16 protein-coding genes are annotated in these 19,850 nt (G+C 38.6%); 8 read left to right on the top strand and 8 right to left on the bottom strand.

The window, feature by feature from the left end; genetic code table 11:
• Complete coding sequence (locus ACFOOI_RS10035; RefSeq protein ID WP_379837598.1) at positions 1-1,701, top strand: tetratricopeptide repeat-containing sensor histidine kinase; 1,701 nt, start codon at positions 1-3, stop codon at positions 1,699-1,701.
• Positions 1,702-1,711: 10 nt separating this feature from the next.
• On the opposite strand, the gene ACFOOI_RS10030 is transcribed toward ACFOOI_RS10035, so the two are convergent.
• Positions 1,712-2,452: a hypothetical protein gene (locus tag ACFOOI_RS10030; protein WP_379837596.1), complete on the bottom strand. Its 741-nt coding sequence runs from the start codon at positions 2,450-2,452 to the stop codon at positions 1,712-1,714.
• A 4-nt stretch (positions 2,453-2,456) separates the two neighbouring features.
• On the opposite strand from ACFOOI_RS10030, the gene ACFOOI_RS10025 reads away from it, so the two are divergent.
• The 6 genes from ACFOOI_RS10025 (at position 2,457) to ACFOOI_RS10000 (ending at position 10,623) form a co-directional block, all read left to right on the top strand.
• Entirely contained in the window at positions 2,457-2,774 is a 318-nt protein-coding gene (locus ACFOOI_RS10025) for a hypothetical protein (RefSeq protein WP_379837594.1), read from the top strand.
• Between the two features lie 256 nt (positions 2,775-3,030).
• Positions 3,031-5,709, top strand: coding sequence for a DUF1553 domain-containing protein (locus ACFOOI_RS10020; RefSeq protein WP_379837592.1), 2,679 nt, complete (start codon positions 3,031-3,033; stop codon positions 5,707-5,709).
• A complete protein-coding gene (locus ACFOOI_RS10015; protein WP_379837590.1) occupies positions 5,709-7,208 on the top strand; it encodes a DUF1501 domain-containing protein in 1,500 nt (499 codons plus the stop codon). Before ACFOOI_RS10020 ends, ACFOOI_RS10015 begins: the two co-directional genes overlap by 1 nt.
• A 19-nt stretch (positions 7,209-7,227) precedes the next feature.
• Positions 7,228-8,139 (top strand): sugar phosphate isomerase/epimerase family protein, encoded by a 912-nt coding sequence (locus tag ACFOOI_RS10010; RefSeq protein WP_379837588.1) that lies wholly within the window; start codon positions 7,228-7,230, stop codon positions 8,137-8,139.
• Complete coding sequence (locus ACFOOI_RS10005) at positions 8,136-9,515, top strand: c-type cytochrome domain-containing protein (RefSeq protein ID WP_379837586.1); 1,380 nt, start codon at positions 8,136-8,138, stop codon at positions 9,513-9,515. Before ACFOOI_RS10010 ends, ACFOOI_RS10005 begins: the two co-directional genes overlap by 4 nt.
• A gap of 454 nt (positions 9,516-9,969) precedes the next feature.
• Entirely contained in the window at positions 9,970-10,623 is a 654-nt protein-coding gene (locus ACFOOI_RS10000) for an ATP-binding cassette domain-containing protein (protein WP_379837584.1), read from the top strand.
• A gap of 83 nt (positions 10,624-10,706) precedes the next feature.
• Here the strand turns inward: ACFOOI_RS10000 and ACFOOI_RS09995 are convergent, their stop codons facing one another.
• The 6 genes from ACFOOI_RS09995 to ACFOOI_RS09970 form a co-directional block, all read right to left on the bottom strand.
• Positions 10,707-13,004 carry a DUF7133 domain-containing protein gene (locus ACFOOI_RS09995; protein WP_379837582.1) on the bottom strand — a complete coding sequence of 766 codons (2,298 nt, stop codon included), beginning with the start codon at positions 13,002-13,004 and terminating at the stop codon, positions 10,707-10,709.
• A gap of 284 nt (positions 13,005-13,288) precedes the next feature.
• Positions 13,289-14,263 carry a hypothetical protein gene (locus ACFOOI_RS09990; RefSeq protein WP_379837580.1) on the bottom strand — a complete coding sequence of 325 codons (975 nt, stop codon included), beginning with the start codon at positions 14,261-14,263 and terminating at the stop codon, positions 13,289-13,291.
• A gap of 245 nt (positions 14,264-14,508) precedes the next feature.
• A complete protein-coding gene (locus tag ACFOOI_RS09985) occupies positions 14,509-15,489 on the bottom strand; it encodes a type II toxin-antitoxin system HipA family toxin (protein ID WP_379837578.1) in 981 nt (326 codons plus the stop codon).
• Positions 15,486-15,815: a HipA N-terminal domain-containing protein gene (locus ACFOOI_RS09980; RefSeq protein WP_379837576.1), complete on the bottom strand. Its 330-nt coding sequence runs from the start codon at positions 15,813-15,815 to the stop codon at positions 15,486-15,488. The genes ACFOOI_RS09985 and ACFOOI_RS09980 overlap by 4 nt, the downstream gene beginning before the upstream one ends.
• Positions 15,816-15,819: 4 nt before the next feature.
• Positions 15,820-16,032, bottom strand: coding sequence for a helix-turn-helix domain-containing protein (locus ACFOOI_RS09975; RefSeq protein ID WP_379837574.1), 213 nt, complete (start codon positions 16,030-16,032; stop codon positions 15,820-15,822).
• A 133-nt stretch (positions 16,033-16,165) separates the two neighbouring features.
• On the bottom strand, positions 16,166-17,425 hold the full coding sequence (locus ACFOOI_RS09970; protein ID WP_379837572.1) for a cystathionine gamma-synthase family protein: 1,260 nt from the start codon (positions 17,423-17,425) through the stop codon (positions 16,166-16,168).
• A gap of 166 nt (positions 17,426-17,591) precedes the next feature.
• Between ACFOOI_RS09970 and ACFOOI_RS09965 the strand changes: the two genes are divergently transcribed.
• Positions 17,592-18,056, top strand: coding sequence for an Lrp/AsnC family transcriptional regulator (locus ACFOOI_RS09965; protein ID WP_379837570.1), 465 nt, complete (start codon positions 17,592-17,594; stop codon positions 18,054-18,056).
• Between the two features lie 71 nt (positions 18,057-18,127).
• On the opposite strand, the gene ACFOOI_RS09960 is transcribed toward ACFOOI_RS09965, so the two are convergent.
• A complete protein-coding gene (locus tag ACFOOI_RS09960; RefSeq protein ID WP_379837568.1) occupies positions 18,128-19,849 on the bottom strand; it encodes a glycoside hydrolase family 13 protein in 1,722 nt (573 codons plus the stop codon).
• Position 19,850 lies beyond the last annotated feature (1 nt).

Genomic DNA, 19,850 nt, shown 5'->3' with positions numbered 1-19,850 from the left:
ATGAAATATTTACTACCTATTCTTTTACTTTTTTCTATAAATGTTTTTGGGCAAAATGCTCAGAAAGAATTCAATAAGAAGTTAAATGAATTCGAATTTACTTCTATCGCCAAGCTTGATTCTGCTTTTAAAGATTTTCAAAAAAAAGGCTATGATAACGACTCCAAGTGGGCAGCAGAAGCCAATTATATTTTTGGTAAAAGGTATTTTTCTAAAAGTGTTTTAGATAAAAGTATGGCACTTTTGCTAAAGGCCTCGGATCAACTAAAGAAACACAAAATGAACCGCGAACTGGCGGACACTTATCATTTTTTGGGTTTAAATGCCTCAAAAACCAATCAAAAAGTCAAAGCCGTCGCATATTTCAATACCTGTGAGGATCTCGCGATAGCGGTAAAAGACACCTTTAACATGATAAATGCCTTGCACGGTTTGGGCAAAATCCTCCAAAATGATTCTGCATTTACAGAGGCAGAGAAAAATTTCAGAACAGCCTTGACTTTGGGTTTAAAATCAAAAGATTCATTGAGTACTTCTTATAGTTATGACTTTTTGAGTCAACTCATGGGGCAAACCGATAGACCACAACTAGCCCTTGAAAATCAACTGAGAGCCATGCAGATTAGAGAAAAGTTGGGAGATAAATATGCCTTGGCAATTTCCATAAATAATGTGGGCGAATCATACAGGCTGCTAAACAAGGACAAAGAAGCCGAGCAGTATTTTTTGAAAGCTTTGGCCTTAAGTAAAACAATCGGCTTTAGAGACTTGGAATCTTATATTTATACCATTCTTATAGATTTCGCAAAAAAAAGAAAGCAGTACGATTTAGCCTTAGAGTATGCCGAAAGTCAGCGGGTTTTGAGCGATAGTATTTTTTCTGAAAACATGACTAAATCATTGGCCGATGTACAAGGGAAATACAATTTGGCCGAAAAAGAGCGGGTTTTAGCCGAAAAAGAATTGGCCTATCAAAACCAGAAATTCTTGAGTCTTTTGGGATTGGTAACCTTACTTTTTGCGAGTGGTGTAGCTTTTTATTTTTATAAAAGAAAACAAGAACAAAAGAAGATTTTGGAGGCCGAATCTATAGCCAAATTAGAAAAAGAAAGAATCCGGATAGCACGAGACTTACACGATAATCTCGGGCCTGAGTTGGCACAGGTGAGTTCAAAATTAGATATGCTTTCGTATAAACAAAACGAAACCGAAGATGGAAATTTGGCACAATTAGCCAACAATACCCGAGGTGCTATGGATCAGCTGAGAGACACCATTTGGTCTATCCGTGGCGAAGCCATAACCATTGCTGACTTTGCTGCTAAAGTTAGAGAATTTGCCCAAAAAAGACTGAAAGATTACGGCATTGAATTTCAAGATATTTGTAGCAATGCAGACGTGATTTTGGGTCCAAGTCAAGCTCTAAACCTCTACCGCGTGTGTCAGGAAGCCATAAATAATGCTGCCAAGTATGCCAATTCAAAACGCGTGGTTTTGGAAATGAGCTGTGCTGAAAATATCCAAATAAGGTTAAAAGACAATGGTGGCGGTTTTGATGTAGATTCGGTGCCTAGAGGCTATGGCATTCGGAATATGCAAGAGCGTGTGGAGGAGCTAAATGGGGTTTTCGATATTTCCTCAAATAAAAATGGTACTGAAATAAAAATCTCAGTACCACTCATTTCTATTGTGAAAGATTAAGTAAAATATCTTACTTGTATTCTATGTCTATTTTGGATTTTACGTTTACCGTTATTCCACTCGATACGGCGTTGCTGTTCGTCTCTATTTTTATTACTTTGTTTGCAGCGTTGTTTGTATACACATAGTCTGTCACCGAATTGCTGCTGTATTCATAACTTATCGGAGTGGATATTTTTGCCGAAGTGCTCACTTTAGATTGGCTCGGTAAATTGCTTGTCAGTTTTCCTAAATAACCCGTCGGGAAGTTTGGCTCAGACAACACCAAAGAGTTATATGCCGGAGACGAGGCATTGCCATAGCTCCATTCCAAAACCATGTCTTCCTTCTCAGGTGCCGTGTTTGACTTTGCTACGTAGTTTTTACGCTCACTTTTTATGATTCCCTTTGCTCCATAAGTATAAGCCACCTCGTAGCTTTTCAAATTACTGTCAAACTTCTGCGATATCACCTCGCCTGCGGCATTGTAGGTGTAGCTTGTTTTGCTGGTTTCGCCGCTTCCGTTTATCGTTATTTCTTTTATGGTATAGTCAGCGTTTAAAACCGCCACTGCCGTGTAGTTTTGCGACGCCTCAAATCCTTTGTAGGTAACTTCTATTTTCTTTTCGGAGTCTTTGTACACATAAGAGGTAATTGCCGTTCCCGATACCCCCTCCGTATTCGACTTTATTTCGGTGAATCTATTGTAAGTGTCATAGCTGTAGGTGTTTGTGGTTTTGGTTATAGTGCCCACTGTATTTGCCTCTATCATTACTTTGCTCAACAGACAAGAAGGTTTTTCATCAAAGTTTTTTGGCAAAAACTCAGGTCTTGTGGTTGCCGGTGGGGTAGTGGTCGGCGGCGTGGTGGTAGTCGGCGGCGTGGTGGTAGTCGGCGGTGTAGTGGTAGTAGGTGGCGTAGTAGTCACTGGGTCAGGAGTGATGTCAGCCGTGGTGCAGGCCGCTAACGCAAGTGCCGAAAAAATACTTAGAGTTAATGTTTTATTTAATTTCATAATGTTGATTTCTTGGTTTCTCACAAAATTAGAAGGGAATATCATGGAAAGGAATACGCAGAAATACGTATTTCTATAAAAACTCAACTATGTATTTTGTTGATTTTTCTTGAAAAAATGATGTTTATTTCTTTGATTTAGGGAAGAATTATTCAACCTTAACCATAAGTTCATGAAAGCATTAGAAAACATCCAAATAGTATTTCTGTAAGGTGAGCTACGGCGACTTTTAGACTGTTGCATCTTTGATTCATATTTTTTTCTTTTAGAAAATTTGAATCATAATCACTTATTTAAAAAGCATTTATCTCCACTTTTGTAATTAGGCATTTGAATTGAAAAAAATACTATTCTTACTTTCATTTTTGGCTGTATTAGCGGCTTCATATTTTACAATTTCTTGTAAAACCAGCCAAGCTGTAGACTTTAGTGCCGAAGTAAAACCACTCATAAACAAAAAATGTATCGCCTGCCATGGTGGTGTTAAAAAACAAGGCGGTTTCTCTTTGCTTTTTGAAGAAGAAGCCAAAGCCAAACTCAAAGCCGGCAACTATGCAATAGTACCCGGGAAACCCGAAGAAAGTAGCTTCATAACGCGATTAACCTCAGAAGATCCCGAAGAGCGAATGCCCTACAAGCACGAAGCCCTCACCGAAAATGAAATAGACTTGCTAACCCGATGGGTAAAAGAAGGTGCAAAATGGGGCGAGCACTGGGCGTATTTGCCCGTTGAAAAACAAGCAGTTCCTACGGTAAAAGGCGATTGGGCCATAAACGACATAGATAGGTTTGTGTTAGCAAAAGCAGAGGAGGAAGGCCTAAAAGTTTCGCCAAAAGCCAGTCCTGAGGTTCTTGCTAGGAGGCTGTCGTTGGACCTAATTGGTTTACCCGCACCGGATTCTATCAAGAGCGAATACCTGAAAAATCCGACCGAAAAGAATTATGAAAAAATGGTGGATAAACTGCTTAGTATGCCGCAATATGGCGAAAAGTGGGCCTCTATGTGGCTCGACTTGGCTCGGTATGCCGATACCAAAGGCTACGAAAGAGACGGGCCGCGGTCTATTTGGAGATACAGAGATTGGCTCATAAATGCTTTCAATGCCGATATGCCTTACAATCAGTTTATTACCGAACAGCTAGCTGGTGACCTTTTGCCGAATCCAACTGAAAATCAATATTTGGCAACGGCATTTCATAGAAACACCATGACAAACGATGAGGGCGGCACAGACAATGAAGAATTTAGAACCGCCGCTGTTTTGGATCGTGTAAATACCACTTGGGAAACCCTTTTGGGTACGTCTTACAGTTGTGTGCAGTGCCACAGCCATCCCTATGACCCATTTAAACACGACGATTATTATAAGTTTATGGCGTTTTTTAATAATACCCGTGATGCCGATAGCAACGGCGACTATCCCATTTTTCGCCATTTTAATGATTCACTTCAAATCAAACTTTCGGCTCTAAATGGTTGGCTGAAAACCAACACAAGCCCTGAGAAAACTACCGAAGTTTTACATTTTCTTAAGACTTTGCAACCGGCCATTAATTCGCTCGAAACCGATAGTTTTATAAACAGTGAATTGTCAGATACCAAATGGTTGGCCATGCGAAACAGGGGCGAAGCCAGGCTACCCGGTTTTGTTTTAAAAAATGAGAATTCCTTAATATTTAGATATAGGTCGGGACTTAAGTCTGGTAATCTGAAATTTAGATTAAATTATACAAAAGGGGAAGTTTTAGGGCAATTTAACATCACAAAACCAACCCAAAGCTGGGAAATTACCGAGATTCCACTTAAAAAAGTGGAAGGCAAATATGATATATACCTCACATTTGAAAGCAAAGAACTAACGGATCCGCTCAAAACGGGAATTGTGTTCGACTGGTTTCATTTTACGGAGTCTTGGCCAAATGTGGCTTCAAAGCAATCAGCAGAGGCGAAACGAAACTTTTGGGGCCTGTTAAATGCCAATACTGAAACCACGCCCATAATGTTAGAAAACACGGAGAGGATGTTTAGGCAGACCTATTTTTTTGAGCGTGGAAGTTGGCTAGCCAAAAGCAAAAAAGTGAGTCCCGATGTGCCGGCTTCGCTGAATAAATTTCCTGCTTCTGCCCAAAAAAACAGATTAGGATTAGCCAAATGGATGACCGCAAACGATAATCCACTTCTTTCGAGAACCATTATTAACAGGCTTTTTGAGCAAGTTTGGGGAGTAGGCATAGTGGAAACCCTCGAAGACATAGGCACCCAAGGAGCCGCACCGAGTAACCAAGCCTTATTGGATTACTTGAGCTATAAACTCATGAATGAGTACAAGTGGAGCCTAAAAAAAGTGCTTAAAGAAATGGTTATGAGTGCCAGTTACAGACAAGATTCTAAAATTAATGCTGAACAGTTAGAAAAAGACCCATCCAATAGATTTATGGCGAGAGGTCCGCGGGTTCGCTTAAGTGCTGAGCAAGTTAGAGATCAGGCATTGGTGGCGTATGGAATGCTAAATGCTCAGATGTTTGGGCCGCCCGTTATGCCGTATCAGCCTGCTGGGGTGTGGGGGTCACCTTATGATGGTCAAAAATGGAAAATCAGTGAAGGCAATCAGCAATATCGCCGGGCCATTTATACCTATTGGAAACGCACGAGTCCGTATCCGTCTATGACAAACTTTGATGCCGCTGGACGTGAAACTTGCTCTTCGAGGAGGATTATTACCAATACACCTTTGCAGGCTCTTACCACTTTAAACGATTCGGTTTACATTGACCTATTTGCCAAATTTGTAAATAAAACGGGTATTGCAAAGCCTGAAATTTGTATAACAAAAGCATATGAATTGGCCTCAGGAAGAAAGATAAATGAGGCTAAGTTGAAGGTGTTGATAAAATTGTATGACGAGTCTTTGAAATCATATAAAAAGAAAAAGACCCCTGAACCCGAGAAAAAGGCTCTTATTTTAGTTACAAATGCTATTTTAAATCTAGACGAAGTTTTAACCAAAAGCTAATGAAAGACTACATAGACCGAATAGCCCAAGAGGCCATTAGACAAAAACTGGAACAGCAAACACGTAGAAATTTCCTGAAAGAATCTTTTTTGGGACTGGGCGGTTTGGCTATGGGCTCACTGCTGTCTTCTTGCGGAGGAAAAAGCATGGCTGCCAAAAACTTCGATATCGATTTCGCTAATCCGATGATGCCTCGGCCGCCGCATTTTGCTCCAAAGGCTCGTTCGGTTATCTATATTCACATGGCCGGAGCACCTTCTCAGTTGGAGCTTTTTGACTATAAACCTGAACTCGCAAAAATGGATGGGAAGGACTGTCCGCAGTCGTTTTTGGAAGGGAAAAAGTTCGCATTTATAAGAGGTGTACCTAAAATGTTAGCGTCCACGGCAAGTTTTAAACAAAACGGTCAAAGCGGAGCCTATATCAGCGACTATATGCCGCATTTGCAGACCATAGCCGATGAAATCACTTTTTTGAAAGGTGTAAGCACCGATCAGTTTAATCATGCTCCTGCTCAGCTTATGATGCATACAGGAAGTGCCCGTTTAGGCAGGCCGAGCATAGGCACTTGGGTCACGTATGGCCTCGGCTCCGAAAATTCCGATTTACCGGGTTTTGTGGTGTTGACTTCAGGCGGAAACAACCCCGATGCGGGTAAAAGTATTTGGGGGAGTGGATTTCTGCCTTCTGTTTATCAGGGAGTTCAGTGTAGGTCTGTGGGCGATCCCGTTTTATTTCTGCAAGACCCCGACGGCATTACCCGAGACTTGAGAAAAGCGTCTATTGAAGCCATTAATAAAGTAAATCAAGAAGAATTTAAAGAATACGGTGACCCCGAGACTTTGAGTAGAATCAGTCAGTACGAAATGGCATTTAAAATGCAGGTTTCGGTGCCTGAGGTAATGAATATCAACGACGAGCCTGCCTACATCCACGAAATGTATGGTACTAAACCAGGCGAAGCATCAATCGCCAATAACCTGCTTTTGGCTAGAAAATTAGTAGAAAAAGGCGTGCGATTTGTGCAGCTTTTTGATTGGGGCTGGGACACCCACGGCACTGCAGAAGACGGAGCCATTGACATAGGTTTGGTAAACAAATGCCGGGCTTCTGACAAGGCAGTTACGGCCCTCATTCTGGATTTGAAACAACGAGGAATGCTCGAAGATACTTTGGTAGTATGGGGTGGAGAATTTGGGAGAACACCCATGGCCGAAAACAGAGAAGGCAAGCCAAACGCCTTTAAAGGCCGTGACCACCACGCGGAGGCATTTACGATGTGGATGGCCGGTGGAGGCGTAAAAAAAGGGACCACTTTTGGCGAAACTGACGAAATAGGCTACACCGTGGTGAATGGAAAAGTAACCCCACATGACATTCAAGCTACGATTTTGAATCAGCTGGGTTTTGATCATGAAAAACTGACCTACCAGTTTCAGGGAAGAAACTTCAGACTGACCGATGTGGAAGGTAGAGTCATTAATGAAATATTGGCCTAAATATTTAGAGAAAAGATAAATGAAGAGAAGAAATTTTATAAAAAATACAGTAACGGCTGTTCCTGCTTTGGGTTTTAAATCAGAAACTGTAGAAAGTGTTTCGCACAAAACCTCCCTTGAAGTATTAGTGATGGGTACCAGCTGGGGTTTTGAGGGCGGAAATGATTTGCTTTTTTCTAAACTAAAAAAAGAAGGATTTGACGGTGTTGAACTTTGGTGGCCAGCCAAAAAAGAGGAGCAAAAGTCGCTCTTTGAATTGCTCAAAAAGCATAATTTAAAAATCGGTTTTTTGGTCAGTGGCTCCGGGCAAACCTTTGATGCACACCTTGCAAGTTTTAAAAATAACTTAGATGATATTTTGGCCAATTGGCCCGAAAAACCAGAATATATCAATTGCCACTCGGGGAAAGACTATTTTTCGCAAGACCAAAATAGTCAGATTATTGCCTACACCATTGACAAAACGCAGCAAAGCGGAATCGAGATTTTGCATGAAACGCACAGAGGTCGTATGTGTTTTGCGGCACATATTACGCGTCAGTTTTTAGAAAAACACCCCAAAATGAATCTGACGCTAGATATTTCGCACTGGTGCAATGTACACGAGTCGCTTTTGGAAGACCAATCCGAAACCTTGGATTTGGCTTTTAGTAGGGTAAAACATATCCACGCTCGGGTAGGCCATCAGGAAGGTCCGCAGGTAAGCGACCCGCGAGCTCCCGAATGGGCAACCGCTATGGAGCGGCACCTCACTTGGTGGGACAGTGTAATCAAACACCGCGAAAAATCGGGCGATAAACGCATTACATTTTTGACTGAATTTGGCCCGCCAAACTATATGCCCACTTTACCATACACCAAACAGCCCGTGGCAAACCAATGGGAAATAAATGTGTATATGCTTAAATTGTTAAAAGAAAGATACGCATGACTTCATTTTTAGGGCATTTTCATCCACTTTTTGTTCACTTACCCATCGGTATTTTGGTTGTGGGTCTTTTGTTTAAAGCCATTAGCCTTAAATCCGAAAATCCTATTTATGAAGCTATACTGCCGGCGGTGTTGCTTGCCTCGTTTGTGAGTAGCGTGTTTTCGGCTGGGAGTGGCTATTTGCTTTCGCTCTCTGGCGGTTATGAAAAAGACCTGCTCGGCTACCACCAATGGGCCGGAATAGCACTGACTGTCTTAACGGGAGTGTTGTATTTTTTGGTGACCAAAAATAAAATAAAATCCCTTCAGAACGTGTTTTGGATAGTATCTGCTGGGCTGTTGGGAATTACGGGGCATTTAGGCGGAAGCCTCACGCACGGCGAAAATTTCTTGAGTTTTTCAGAAGAAAAATATCAAAAACCTGTAATCGTAAATCTGCCTGAAGCTAAAGTTTATACGGAGATAATAGAACCAATTTTTGCCGAAAAATGCTGGTCTTGCCATTCGGCCAAAAAACAAAAAGGCGGATTGAGAATGGATGGCAAAGCGTTTATCACCAAAGGCGGTGAAGATGGTGCTGCATTTTTAGCACATCAGGCGGCCAAAAGTAGAATAATACTAAGAGCTCAACTAAACGAAAAAGACGAGGAACATATGCCTCCTGCAGGTAAGCCGCAGTTGACGGAGAAAGAAATAAAGTTAATAGCATGGTGGATAAACGAAGGTGCTGATTTTAATAAAAAAGTCAAAGAACTTAAGGCTACGGCCGAAATAAAATCGATTTTAGCAAATTTAAGTACACCCTCAATCTCTCAGGCTGAGCCTGATGTGCCAAAAGAAAACATAGATGCCGCAGACGAAAAAGTGATAGCCTTGATTAAAAACGAGGGGGTGGCGATAGTGCCAGTGGCGATAAATTCTAATTATCTGTTGGTTAATTTCAATGGGCGAAAAGTGAAGGAGACGGTTTGGGAGAATCTCAAAAAAATAGGGGATAATGTAGTTTGGTTGAAAGCCAAAAACTTAACTGTAGGCAATGGGAATTTGGAAGTTATACAGTCAATGAAAAACCTGTGTCAATTAGACCTGAGTGGGTCAGATATTAAAAATGAAGACTTGTCTAAACTTGCTGAATTAAAGAATCTTCGTGTTCTCAATTTAAACTACACAAACGTCAGTTTGCAAGGGTTAGAAGCATTAAAAAACCTCAAAAGCCTACGCAGTATCTATTTGTTTAGCTCAAAAATAAGCAAAACAGATTGGCCAAAACTAAAGGCGATGTTCCCGAAAACACAACTAGACTCTGGAAACTATCAAGTGCCCACTTTTGAGAAAGACACGCTAATATTAAAGAAAGAAGATTTGGTTTCGGAGTGAGGGGAATGATTGGTTGGTTTTTTCATAATTGCTTGATTTCGAAACTAATAGCGTTTAGTTAAATTTTCCTAAAAACAAGCACTTGATTTTTTTGATAATGCTAAAAGATGCAATTTTAGAAAAAAAACAATTGTATGCTTTCAAACCTATTACTTAAGTCTAAAATTATTTTCAGTTTTTGTAAAATGATTTGGGTGTTTACATTTTTGCTTTCTTTGATTCTTTGGTCCACGGTTTATTTCCAAAACGAATTTAGCATGCGTTCATTTCTCTCTATTTTACTTTTAATTAAAATACTCACCAATGCTGCTATTTTTGGGATTTTCAGTTTGATGAAATCCAAAAATATTTTTCTTTTTTATAATAACTTAGGTATCAGTAAAACCTTTTTATGGGCTATCACTTTTTCTGTTGATCTATTCATTTTTCCATTTTCTATCTTACTTTTTTAAACATGAAACTAGAAGTTGATAGCGTAAATCTAAGATTTGGAGATCATGTAGTATTGAGTGATGTATATATGGGTTTCGAAACTGGCGAAGTTGGTAGTTTGTTAGGCAGAAACGGTACAGGTAAATCCTGTCTTTTTAATATTATTATAGGTTCGCTCAAATCGCAATATGCTTCGGTAAGAGTAGATAAATGCTATTATCCTTCATTATTTAAGTCGAATTTATTGAAATATTTGCCTCAAACTTTTCTTTTTCCATCAAACCTGCGTTTAAGTAATGCGGCTGAATATTTTGAACTTGATATAGAAAATATTTCGGAGAAGTTTGATAAATTCCATATCCCGATAAGCAGTAAATTCTATGACTTATCTGGGGGGCAAAGAAGGATGGCGGAAATTTTAATAATATTAAATTGTTCATGCCCATTTGTAATTTTGGATGAGCCTTTTACCCATTTATCGCCAATACAAATTGACGCCCTAAAAATTGAAATCAAAGAATATACATCAACAAAAGGTATCATTATTTCAGACCATCAATACCAACATGTTATAGATATCTCTGATAAAATATATTTGCTAAATGCTGGAAAAACACATTTGCTTAAACCTGAAAATGTCTTAGAGCAGCTCCAAAATTTTATGTATATCATTTGAAAATGCTTTCTCAGCGTCTCCATCAGGGACTCTGAAGTTTGGAGGATGCTATTTATTTTTACATCAGGCTCTTTCCATTTTTTTTATCTTTCAAACTCAGTCTCCAATAATTGTTTTTCACTAAATATGCCGCTGCCTTCGGGCTTTTGGGCTCTTAGTTTTTTGACCTCACTGGCTGTTATGTTTTTTCCTTCTTTGGCGTAAGCGTTTTGGGTAAATCTTATTATATCAGCTATATCTTCGTCGCTAACTGAGGTGTTATTGATCATACCTGGCATGTCGTTATTTAGCAAATATTGTTTTCCGCCCACACTTATTGGCCCACTGATTCCGTGCAAAATAATAGCCGCCAAACGATGAATGGAGCCGTCAATGTATTCTGAGCCTTTTAGTGGAGGAGCCAAATCTTGGATTCCTTTGCCGTCTGCTCCATGGCAAGTAGCACAAATTGACCTAAATAGCATCAAGCCTTTGGTTCTGTTGTCGGTGTCTTTTTTGACTTTAACGTAGATGCTGTTCATCTCGTTTTTCTTGTGGTTGTCTATGGCTGTGGTTAAGAAATTCTTTAGGTTTTTAGAAGGGTTCATTGTGCTCAGGTATTTCTCTTCTTTACCTTCTAGGTTACTCACAATGGCCTCTTGATATATTTTTTGGTCGATATATTTTTGGTCTATTTTAGCTAAAATAGGCATGAAAGTCTTCTCCGATATTTTCAACCAATTTTGTAACGATAATGGAATGTATAAATCAACTACCTCATCATTTCGAGCTAAAAGATTATCACAAATAGTTTTCATTTTAGGCACATTGGCGGCAATGGCAAAACGCTCCGCCAAACCCAAAGCATGGGCTATGGTTTCGGGCTGGGTGCTGTTGGTAATTATATCTGAAATGATATTGAAATTCAGTGCATTTAAGCCTTCCAATACAAAAAGTGCGTGAAGACCGTTTCCGGTTTCGCTATTAGTTTTGCTGAGGGCAATCAAATCTTTTACCACCGAAAGGTCTTTCTTTTGTATGAGCAGTTGCTGCGAGCGGTCTCTCAACCAGCCATTCGGGTGACTCAGGTATCCCACTAGTTCTTTTGAACTCGCTTTTGAAAAGTCCGGAATCTGAAATCCTTTAATTTCTTTGCTTGTTATTTTAAGTATTCTCCCTGCATTCTGAAGCGTGTCCATTTGTTTTAATGCGAGTTTTTCTGCCAAAAACTGCGAAATGTACGCTTTGTGTTGAATTATGCCGCGGTGCATATCCACTACATACATGGCTCCGTCAGGGCCAGTGAATAAGTTGACTGGGCGAAACCCTTCGTCTGTAGAAGCTAAAAATTCTCTGCCCACTTCGGCTTGGATGGCCACGGTTTGGGTCTTTCCAAAATTTAAAATATTACGTTTGATGAGGTTTGCCTCAGGCACACATACGAAGGCATTCTGCTTATATCCTGCCGGAAATGCTCCGCCTCTGTAAACCAAGGGCCCGCAAGCCGCAGTTACGCTTACTAGATATCCTTCCTCATTCAAAACGCCTTTTTGGTAGCCTCTATTCACGTCTGCTTTAGAGATTGGATACACCAAATCACTCGCTATTTTCTTGTTTTCTGCCACAGAAGGCTTGTAAAATCTGTTTCTAGTGACTTTGTTTGGTAACACAAAATCTGCTTGTAGGTTAGTGGAGTTGTTGTTGTAGTATAACCTCCCAAAGTTATCCTTTGTGATGCCCCACTGACCCCGGTTTGAGGTAGGTTCTTTTAACCAAACACCATTTTTTAGGCGATATCTGAAGTTCCAGTTGGAGTTGTAAATCCAGTTGTCTATGTTCATCATCAAGCCATTTGAGGAATGCTCCACATTGCCTCCATCGGCATAGAGTGGGTCTACCAAGGTTTTTTTGCCGGGCTTGTCATTTTTTATTTCTACAAAATATAACTTCGGGCCGTCTACATACAGCAAGCCGCCATATACATGAGCCAAGGCTCTGGGCAGTACTAGTTTATCCAGAAAAGTTTTTCGGTGGTCTATAGTGCCATCGTGGTCTAAGTCCTCTAAAATAGAGATTCTGCCGGTGGGTTCTTCTTCGCCGATGCCTTCTAAGTTGGGCATGTAGTTTATCATTTCTACTACCCACATTCGCCCTTTGTTGTCAAAATCCATGCTCACAGGAGCTTTCAGGTTTGGTTCAGCCGCAATTATTTGTAGATCAAAACCCTCCTCTATTTTATATCCATCGAGAGAGATTTTTGGTTCTTCAAAAGCTACAATGCTAAAACCTAATAATAACAATGATAGCCCTGATACAATAACTTTGAGAGAAAACTTAGACGTACTTAATTTCATGTAACTCAGAATATGAAGGTTGTTTATTAACTTCAAAAATAAGAGCATTTTATAAATATTTACGACAGTTTTAATAAAAATAGACCATTTACTATTACTAATCGACAGCGTAATATATTTGGGAATACTTAATATGAGTAAATGTTCTTTGAAGTATGTGCTGTGGATATTAACAAAGCATTTTGATAAGCTCTGAAGGCATATATTGAAACGCTACATTAGCTTTTTCAGTCGGGTTTGGTAAGCCTGTAGATAGTTTCTTTTTGGTGAATCTGAGAGAAACGAGGCGTTTATGAGTTTTGTTACTAGGCACTCAGAAATATATTACTTTTTCAAATTTTCTTCAACCATGAAAAAGCCACAGATTTTAAGTTTATGATTATTGGGAACATAATAAACCAAACCCAAATTGCGGTATGAATTGTGAAGAATTGTTTTTTATAGTTTAAGTAGTAATATAAAGAAGATAATAAAATACAAATCAGGGAATCAATGAAATGTACTTGAAGATCAGAATATCTATCAATGTGAGCTTTTTTTAACTCTTCGAGGTCTGAAAAATAGCCTTTTCCAGGTAAAAAACGTAATAGCAGGATTAAATTTTGAGTAAAATAAATAGCTGAAATTCCTAGTAAGAAATACTGAAGTAATTCCCCAATAGTACTAAAGGTGAAAGTTGATTTAATAATTGTTTCATTTCTATATATTCTAAAAATGTTTTCTGCTGAAAAAACAAGCATTATTGATGAACTCCAAATACTAAGTAAAAGCCTTATGGTTTTAGAAAGTATAAAATAGGTTAAGGAATTAAAGATTGAAAAGACAGATAGGATTATAGATATCACGACCAATGCTTTTATGAAAATATTACTTGCAGACCAAATGTTTGTGTCGATTGTCCAGTATAAAAATGCCATGGATTGGAGTAAGGTGATGCCCTCAGTAAGCTTAATAGTTGTAACTTTTTCATAGGTTATCGCAATAATAAAACAAAATGTACATGTAAATGCATAAGGCAATGAAAGTAATCGATTATGAAAGTTGTAATCAATTTCCCTTTTTCCGGGTAATAAAAAAAAGAAACTTAATATATAAGACCCCAATAAAATATATAACAAGGTTTTCCAGTTTTTTGTGATTCTAAAGCTTTCATATAATAAGCCGATCATTAATGTTAGATAACTTAATGAAAATAATTGATCAGAATTTTGGAATATTTTAAAAGATATAAAAACAGCAACAACTCCTAATGTAAATAGTAGAAGAAGGATAAGGATGTCATGGAAATAAGGAAGTCTATTTTTCAAATGTGGTTTTTATTTTATTTTTTATCAAGTAATATGCCAAAAAATAGAATTCTCAACTTTTTAATTATCGACAACTTCTCGATATCGAAGACAGATTGTTAGGTTTAGAAATTCAAGTTAATTTAGATTTAACATACCCAATAATATATATAAAATATCTATGTTCTTTGAAGTATATACTGCAAATATTTACGAAGCATTTTGATAAGCTATGATGGAATATTCTGAAGGAATATATTGAAACGCTACATTAGCTTTTTCAGTCGGGTTTGGTAAGCCTGTAGATAGTTTCTTTTTGGTGAATCTGAGAGAAACGAGGCGTTTATGAGTTTTGTGACTTTGTCTGAACTTGATGTCAACTGATTTAAGATTGCGATAAATGTAGTTTCCTTTATTTCAGCTTCTTTTGCTAATCTTGCAAATTGGTCTTTTATTTTTCCTTGGGTAATGTTTTTTGGTAAGAGACCGTCCTCTAAAGCAAAGTCTTGGTCTTCTATATGAATTCGACTATTTAATAAATCGTAGGCTGGGCTTAATCGGTAGTCGCCCAAGGGTGTTTCCAAAAGTGAAAAATTCTTGAAATGTGCATCTCCGTTTGAAAAAAGGTAGTTGAATATCAGAAGCTTCAAAAGTTTTATGGCTTCTAATGTGTAAGCAGGTAAATAGGCCTTCATGAGGTCAAAAAGTTCCAAATAATTTCCTGCATATTTATAATGCTCACCGTGTGTTTGCGGTGCTCTATTTGCTAAAGATGCAAAATCTTCTTGTGCCCATTTTTCGCCATTTGCTTTAACATCAAAGCGTTTGGTAAGGTAAGCAGAGGCTCCATTTTTAAAGAAAATCAAAGCGTTTTCTGCTGTTTCTATCCCAAAGACCTGTTTGGCTATTTGCATAGTCAGGTGTTCGTTTGCGGGCATTTGCTCTGCATTTTTTCCGAAATTCGGTGCAGGTTTTAGTATGTAAGTGCCTTTTTCTCCTTCAAGGGTAAGTCTTAGTTTGTTTTTTTCTAGTATTACAGAGAACTTCTCTTGTACACCCGAAATCGAAATCTGAATTTGGTTATTTTCATAAATATCGTCTTCTGAAAAAGTATGGGTAGGGGAGTCGTAGGGTAAAATGTGAGACACTTTTTTGCCATTAAACATTTTCGTTAGACATAGTCTACTATAGGTTTCAAAACCATCGGCCAAAGTGCCCGGACAGTATTTAATATCTAGGATTTTCATGTGGATTTAACTTTTTGAATGGTCACGGCTCCTATTGTATCATTTTTGGCTGCTTGCAATAAGAGACTAAAGTTATCGTCTTTTTCTATTCTAAATCGAGAGCAAATATGTTGCTTGTTTATGCCTTCGGGTAACATATTATAGAAAAATGGAAACAAGAAAGCAGACGTGTAATTGATTTTATTTTTGGACAAAGTCAGACTAATCGCAGGTTTCGAATTATCAATAAACCATGCTTTGTTATATTCAAAGACAAATGAGCCGTCATCTAGCTGCCTAAGTGTAGCAGCCTCCTCATTTTTGAAATAAATTTTAGCTTCTCTCATCTTTTTATGCGTTTAGATTTTTTAATTTCAGATGCAATTCTAAACCAAGTACGTCTGCTAGTTTTTTGACAGTAAGTAAGGTGGGGTTTCCTTTGCCAGACTCAAACTGCTTTAAAGTCCTGAGACTGACACCAGACAATTCTGCAAGTGTTTCTTGAGTCACTTGTAGCATTTCCCGTCGGCTTTTTATTTCTAAAACTAATTCTGTAAAGTGCATTATATTGCATTTTTTTATGTAAAAATAAACAATATTTTAATTAAATCTAATTTTAGTGTATTTTATTGCACTTTTTATTGTAAATCAGCTCTTCAGCTTGCCTTTACCAAACAAGCCAAAGAGCCTAATACTTTTACGAAACCTTATAGGCGGCTTCAAGTGCCTGATTGATATCCCAAATTAGATCTTCGCTGTTTTCTACACCTGCTGACAGCCTCACCAAACTCTCCGATATGCCCATTTCTTTTTTAGTTTGCGGATCTACTCCTGCGTGCGTCATTGTGGCAGGGTGCTGCACTAAACTTTCAGTGCTGCCCAAACTCACCGCTAACTTTATCAGTTTTAAGTTATTCAAAAACTTAAATGCCTCTTTTTCGCCTCCTTCTACTTCAAAAGATATCATAGCTCCCGGCGAGCTGTACTGCCTTTTAAATAAAGCATAAGAAGCATGATTATCGCGGATATTTCCCAAGTAAAGTACTTTTTTGACTTTAGGCTGAGCACTTAAAAACTTGGCTACGTCGGCCGCATTTCGAGCTTGCTGTTCCATACGTATTTTAAGAGTTTCCAAGCTTCTCAACAGGAGCCAACACGTATGTGGGCTTGCCATATTGCCTAAAAACGTACGCAAGGTTTTTACACGTTTTATGTTTTCAGCATTGCCGAGTACCGCACCCGCTATTAGGTCAGAGTGGCCGCCTATGTATTTGGTAGCAGAATACATCACGATGTCTGCTCCGTGGGCTAAGGGACTGCACCAAAGCGGCCCCATGTAGGTATTGTCAACGCCAACGATTACTTTTTTTGTTTCGGTGCCAAAGTGGTTGGCTATTTTCCTACACATTTCTATGTCTATCAGGTCGTTGGTCGGATTTGCAGGTGTTTCTAAATATATAAAGCTCAGCTTGTCTGCCTTTTGTGTTTCGTTAATCCGGTTTATGATGTCTTCTTTGGAGTCATTTGCTGTAAAACATACGCAGTCAACGCCGATGGTATTCAAAAAATGATGGATAAAATGATCGGTGCCACCATAGGTAGGCGAGCTATAAAGCAGCATGTCGCCGGGTTTTAGAAACTCCAACAGCACGGTGCTGATAGCAGACATGCCACTCTCAAAAACCGCACAGTCGTCGGCTTTGTCCCAAAGGCACAGCCTGTTTTCCAAAACCTCTAGGTTTGGGTTGTTTATTCGGCTATAAATTAGTCCAAGTTGCTCGTTGTCTTCTTTCTTGCGTAAGCCATACGCTATCTCAAAAAAAGCTTTGCCTTCTTCGGCATTTTGAAACACGAACGTGGACGTTAAAAACAAAGGGAGTTTTACTGCTCCTTCTGACAAAGCGGATTGGTATCCGTGGCTCATAATAAGGCTTTCGGGATGCATATTGTCTTTCATGATTGGTATATTTAAAGTGAATGTTGATGTTACTACAAAAGTACTTACTTTAGGAAAATACTATTTATTTTGTATTTAAATCGTTAATTATTCCTGAATGTGTATTTGTTTTAGGAAATAGTGTTTTATGTTTAGGGTGAAATAACTCAAAAAAGGAAATTTTCCTATGGTAAAATTAGATTCGATAGATAAGCAGCTTCTCGAAATTCTTCAGGCAGATTCTAAGCTGAACGTTAAAGAGATTTCGGCAAAGTTAAAATTAACCAAAACGCCAATTTATGAACGGATAAAGCGGTTTGAAAAAGAGGGCGTTATTGAGAAATATGTGGCGGTTTTAAACAAGGAATCTATCAAGACACCGATGGTGGTTTTTTGTTCGGTTTCTTTGGATAGCCAAAAGCTGGAAGAGATTGAAAAATTTAGTGCCGCAGTTGAGAATATTCCGGAGGTGATGGAGTGTTACTTGATGGGCGGAGCCAATGATTTTTTACTAAAAGTAGCCGTAGAAGACCTCAACGCCTACCACCAATTTTCGTCAGGTAAGTTGGCGGCATTACCAAACGTGGCTCAAATCAAAAGCACATTTGTGCTCAACGAAGTGAAGCGGTCCACGGTTTTTCCTTTGTTGTGAAAGATGTTTGCTTAAAAAAAAAACGAGAGACTGAATGCCTCTCGTAAATTTAAAATACAAAATTGAGTTATTTATAATTTCATTATGCATGCTTGGTAAGGTAATAAGCTAACTGTTTGATTTTTAGACTCTAAGCTTTGGTAGTTATTAATCCAAATATCAGGCTGTTGGCTCATTTCTTTTATATGAACGCTACTTTTTTCTTTAGAAAAATTAAGCAAAACCAGTATTTTTTCTTTTCCTAAAGTACGTGTATATGCATATATATTAGGATGGTCTTTTAACAATAGTTCGTATTTGCCGTGAATCAAAATCGGGTTTTCTTTTCTAAGGTTAACCATTTTTTTGAAATAATTCAAATTTGATGCGGCATCCTTTTCCTCTGAGCTTACATTGACCGTTTTGAAGTTTGGGTTCACTGGTAACCAGGGTTTTGCTGTGGTAAAACCTGCTTCGTGTTCTGAGGTCCACTGCATAGGTGAGCGACCATTATCTCTTGACTCAAAACTTAGTTTTTTCATAAAATACCCCATGTCTTGCCCTTCAGAAAGTGCCTTTGCATAAGAGTTTTTGGCTTGAATATCTTGGTATTGTTCTATTTTATTGAAATTCAAATTACTCATGCCCAGTTCATCTCCATAATAACAATACGGCGTACCTCTCATACTCAAGATAAAGGTTTGGAGCATTTTGGCAGAAGGGTTTCTAAAGTCAGGACTATCGTTTCCAAATCTACTCAGCATGCGTGCTTGGTCGTGATTTGCCAAAAACACAGAAAGCCATCCTTTTTCAGCAAAGGCACTGTCCCATTTGGAAAATACCTTTTTTAGGTCAGTCAATTTGTAGCCTTCGTATTTTGCAATATCCACACCTTCAAACGCGTATGCCATATTTAATTCATTTCGGTCTTCATCTACCAATTCATGTGCATCGACAAAATTTCGGCCAGCACCTTCTGAAACACTCATGGTGTTAAATGGTGTAAAAACCTCTGAATTCATTTCTTTTAAGTAGCCATGCAAGCCGTTTTGCATGGCGTAATATTGGATGAAATTTTTCTCGTATCCATCCGGAAATTTGGGGAAATTTGGGTCTTTTGCCGCAAACTGAAATGCATCTAGTCTAAAACCATCCACACCTTTTTTAGCCCAAAAAATCATAATGTCATTAACTTCTTTTCTCAGTTTAGGGTTGTTCCAGTTAAGGTCGGGTTGTTTTTCAGAAAAATAATGTAAATAATAGGCATTGGTAAGTGAGTCGTATTTCCATGCATCGCCTTTAACGTCAAATAAGCTATATCTGTAGTTTGGTTTTCCTTTTTCTGCTGGCCACCAATGGTAATATTCACGGTAGGGGTTGTTTCTCGAACTTCGGGAATTCTTAAACCACTCATGCTCGTCGCTGCTGTGGTTTACCACGATATCCATTATAAGTTTGAGGTTTCTTTTGTGCATTTCAGAAAGCAGTAAATCAAAATCATCCATACTGCCAAAATCTGTCATTATGTTTTTATAGTCGCTTACGTCATATCCGTTGTCGGCATTTGGTGAGCTATAGACTGGATTAAGCCAAACCGCACCCACACCCAAGTCTTTGATGTAATCGAGTTTTTCGATGATACCTTTTAGGTCACCTATTCCGTCACCGTTTGTATCTTTAAAACTTCTCGGATAGATCTGATAAATAACCGTTTCTTTCCACCAAGGGTAGTCTGTTTTTTTGTTTTGGGAAGATTTGGAACAGCCCAAAAAGGCGATTCCAAGGCATAGGGCTGCCAAAGTTTTATTTTTCATA

Source organism: Lacihabitans lacunae (genome assembly GCF_042649125.1).
Classification (GTDB): Bacteria; Bacteroidota; Bacteroidia; order Cytophagales; family Spirosomataceae; genus Leadbetterella; species Leadbetterella lacunae.
The sequence above is the reverse complement of the archived record's forward strand: the minus strand, read 5'-3'. Positions and strand labels throughout refer to the sequence as shown.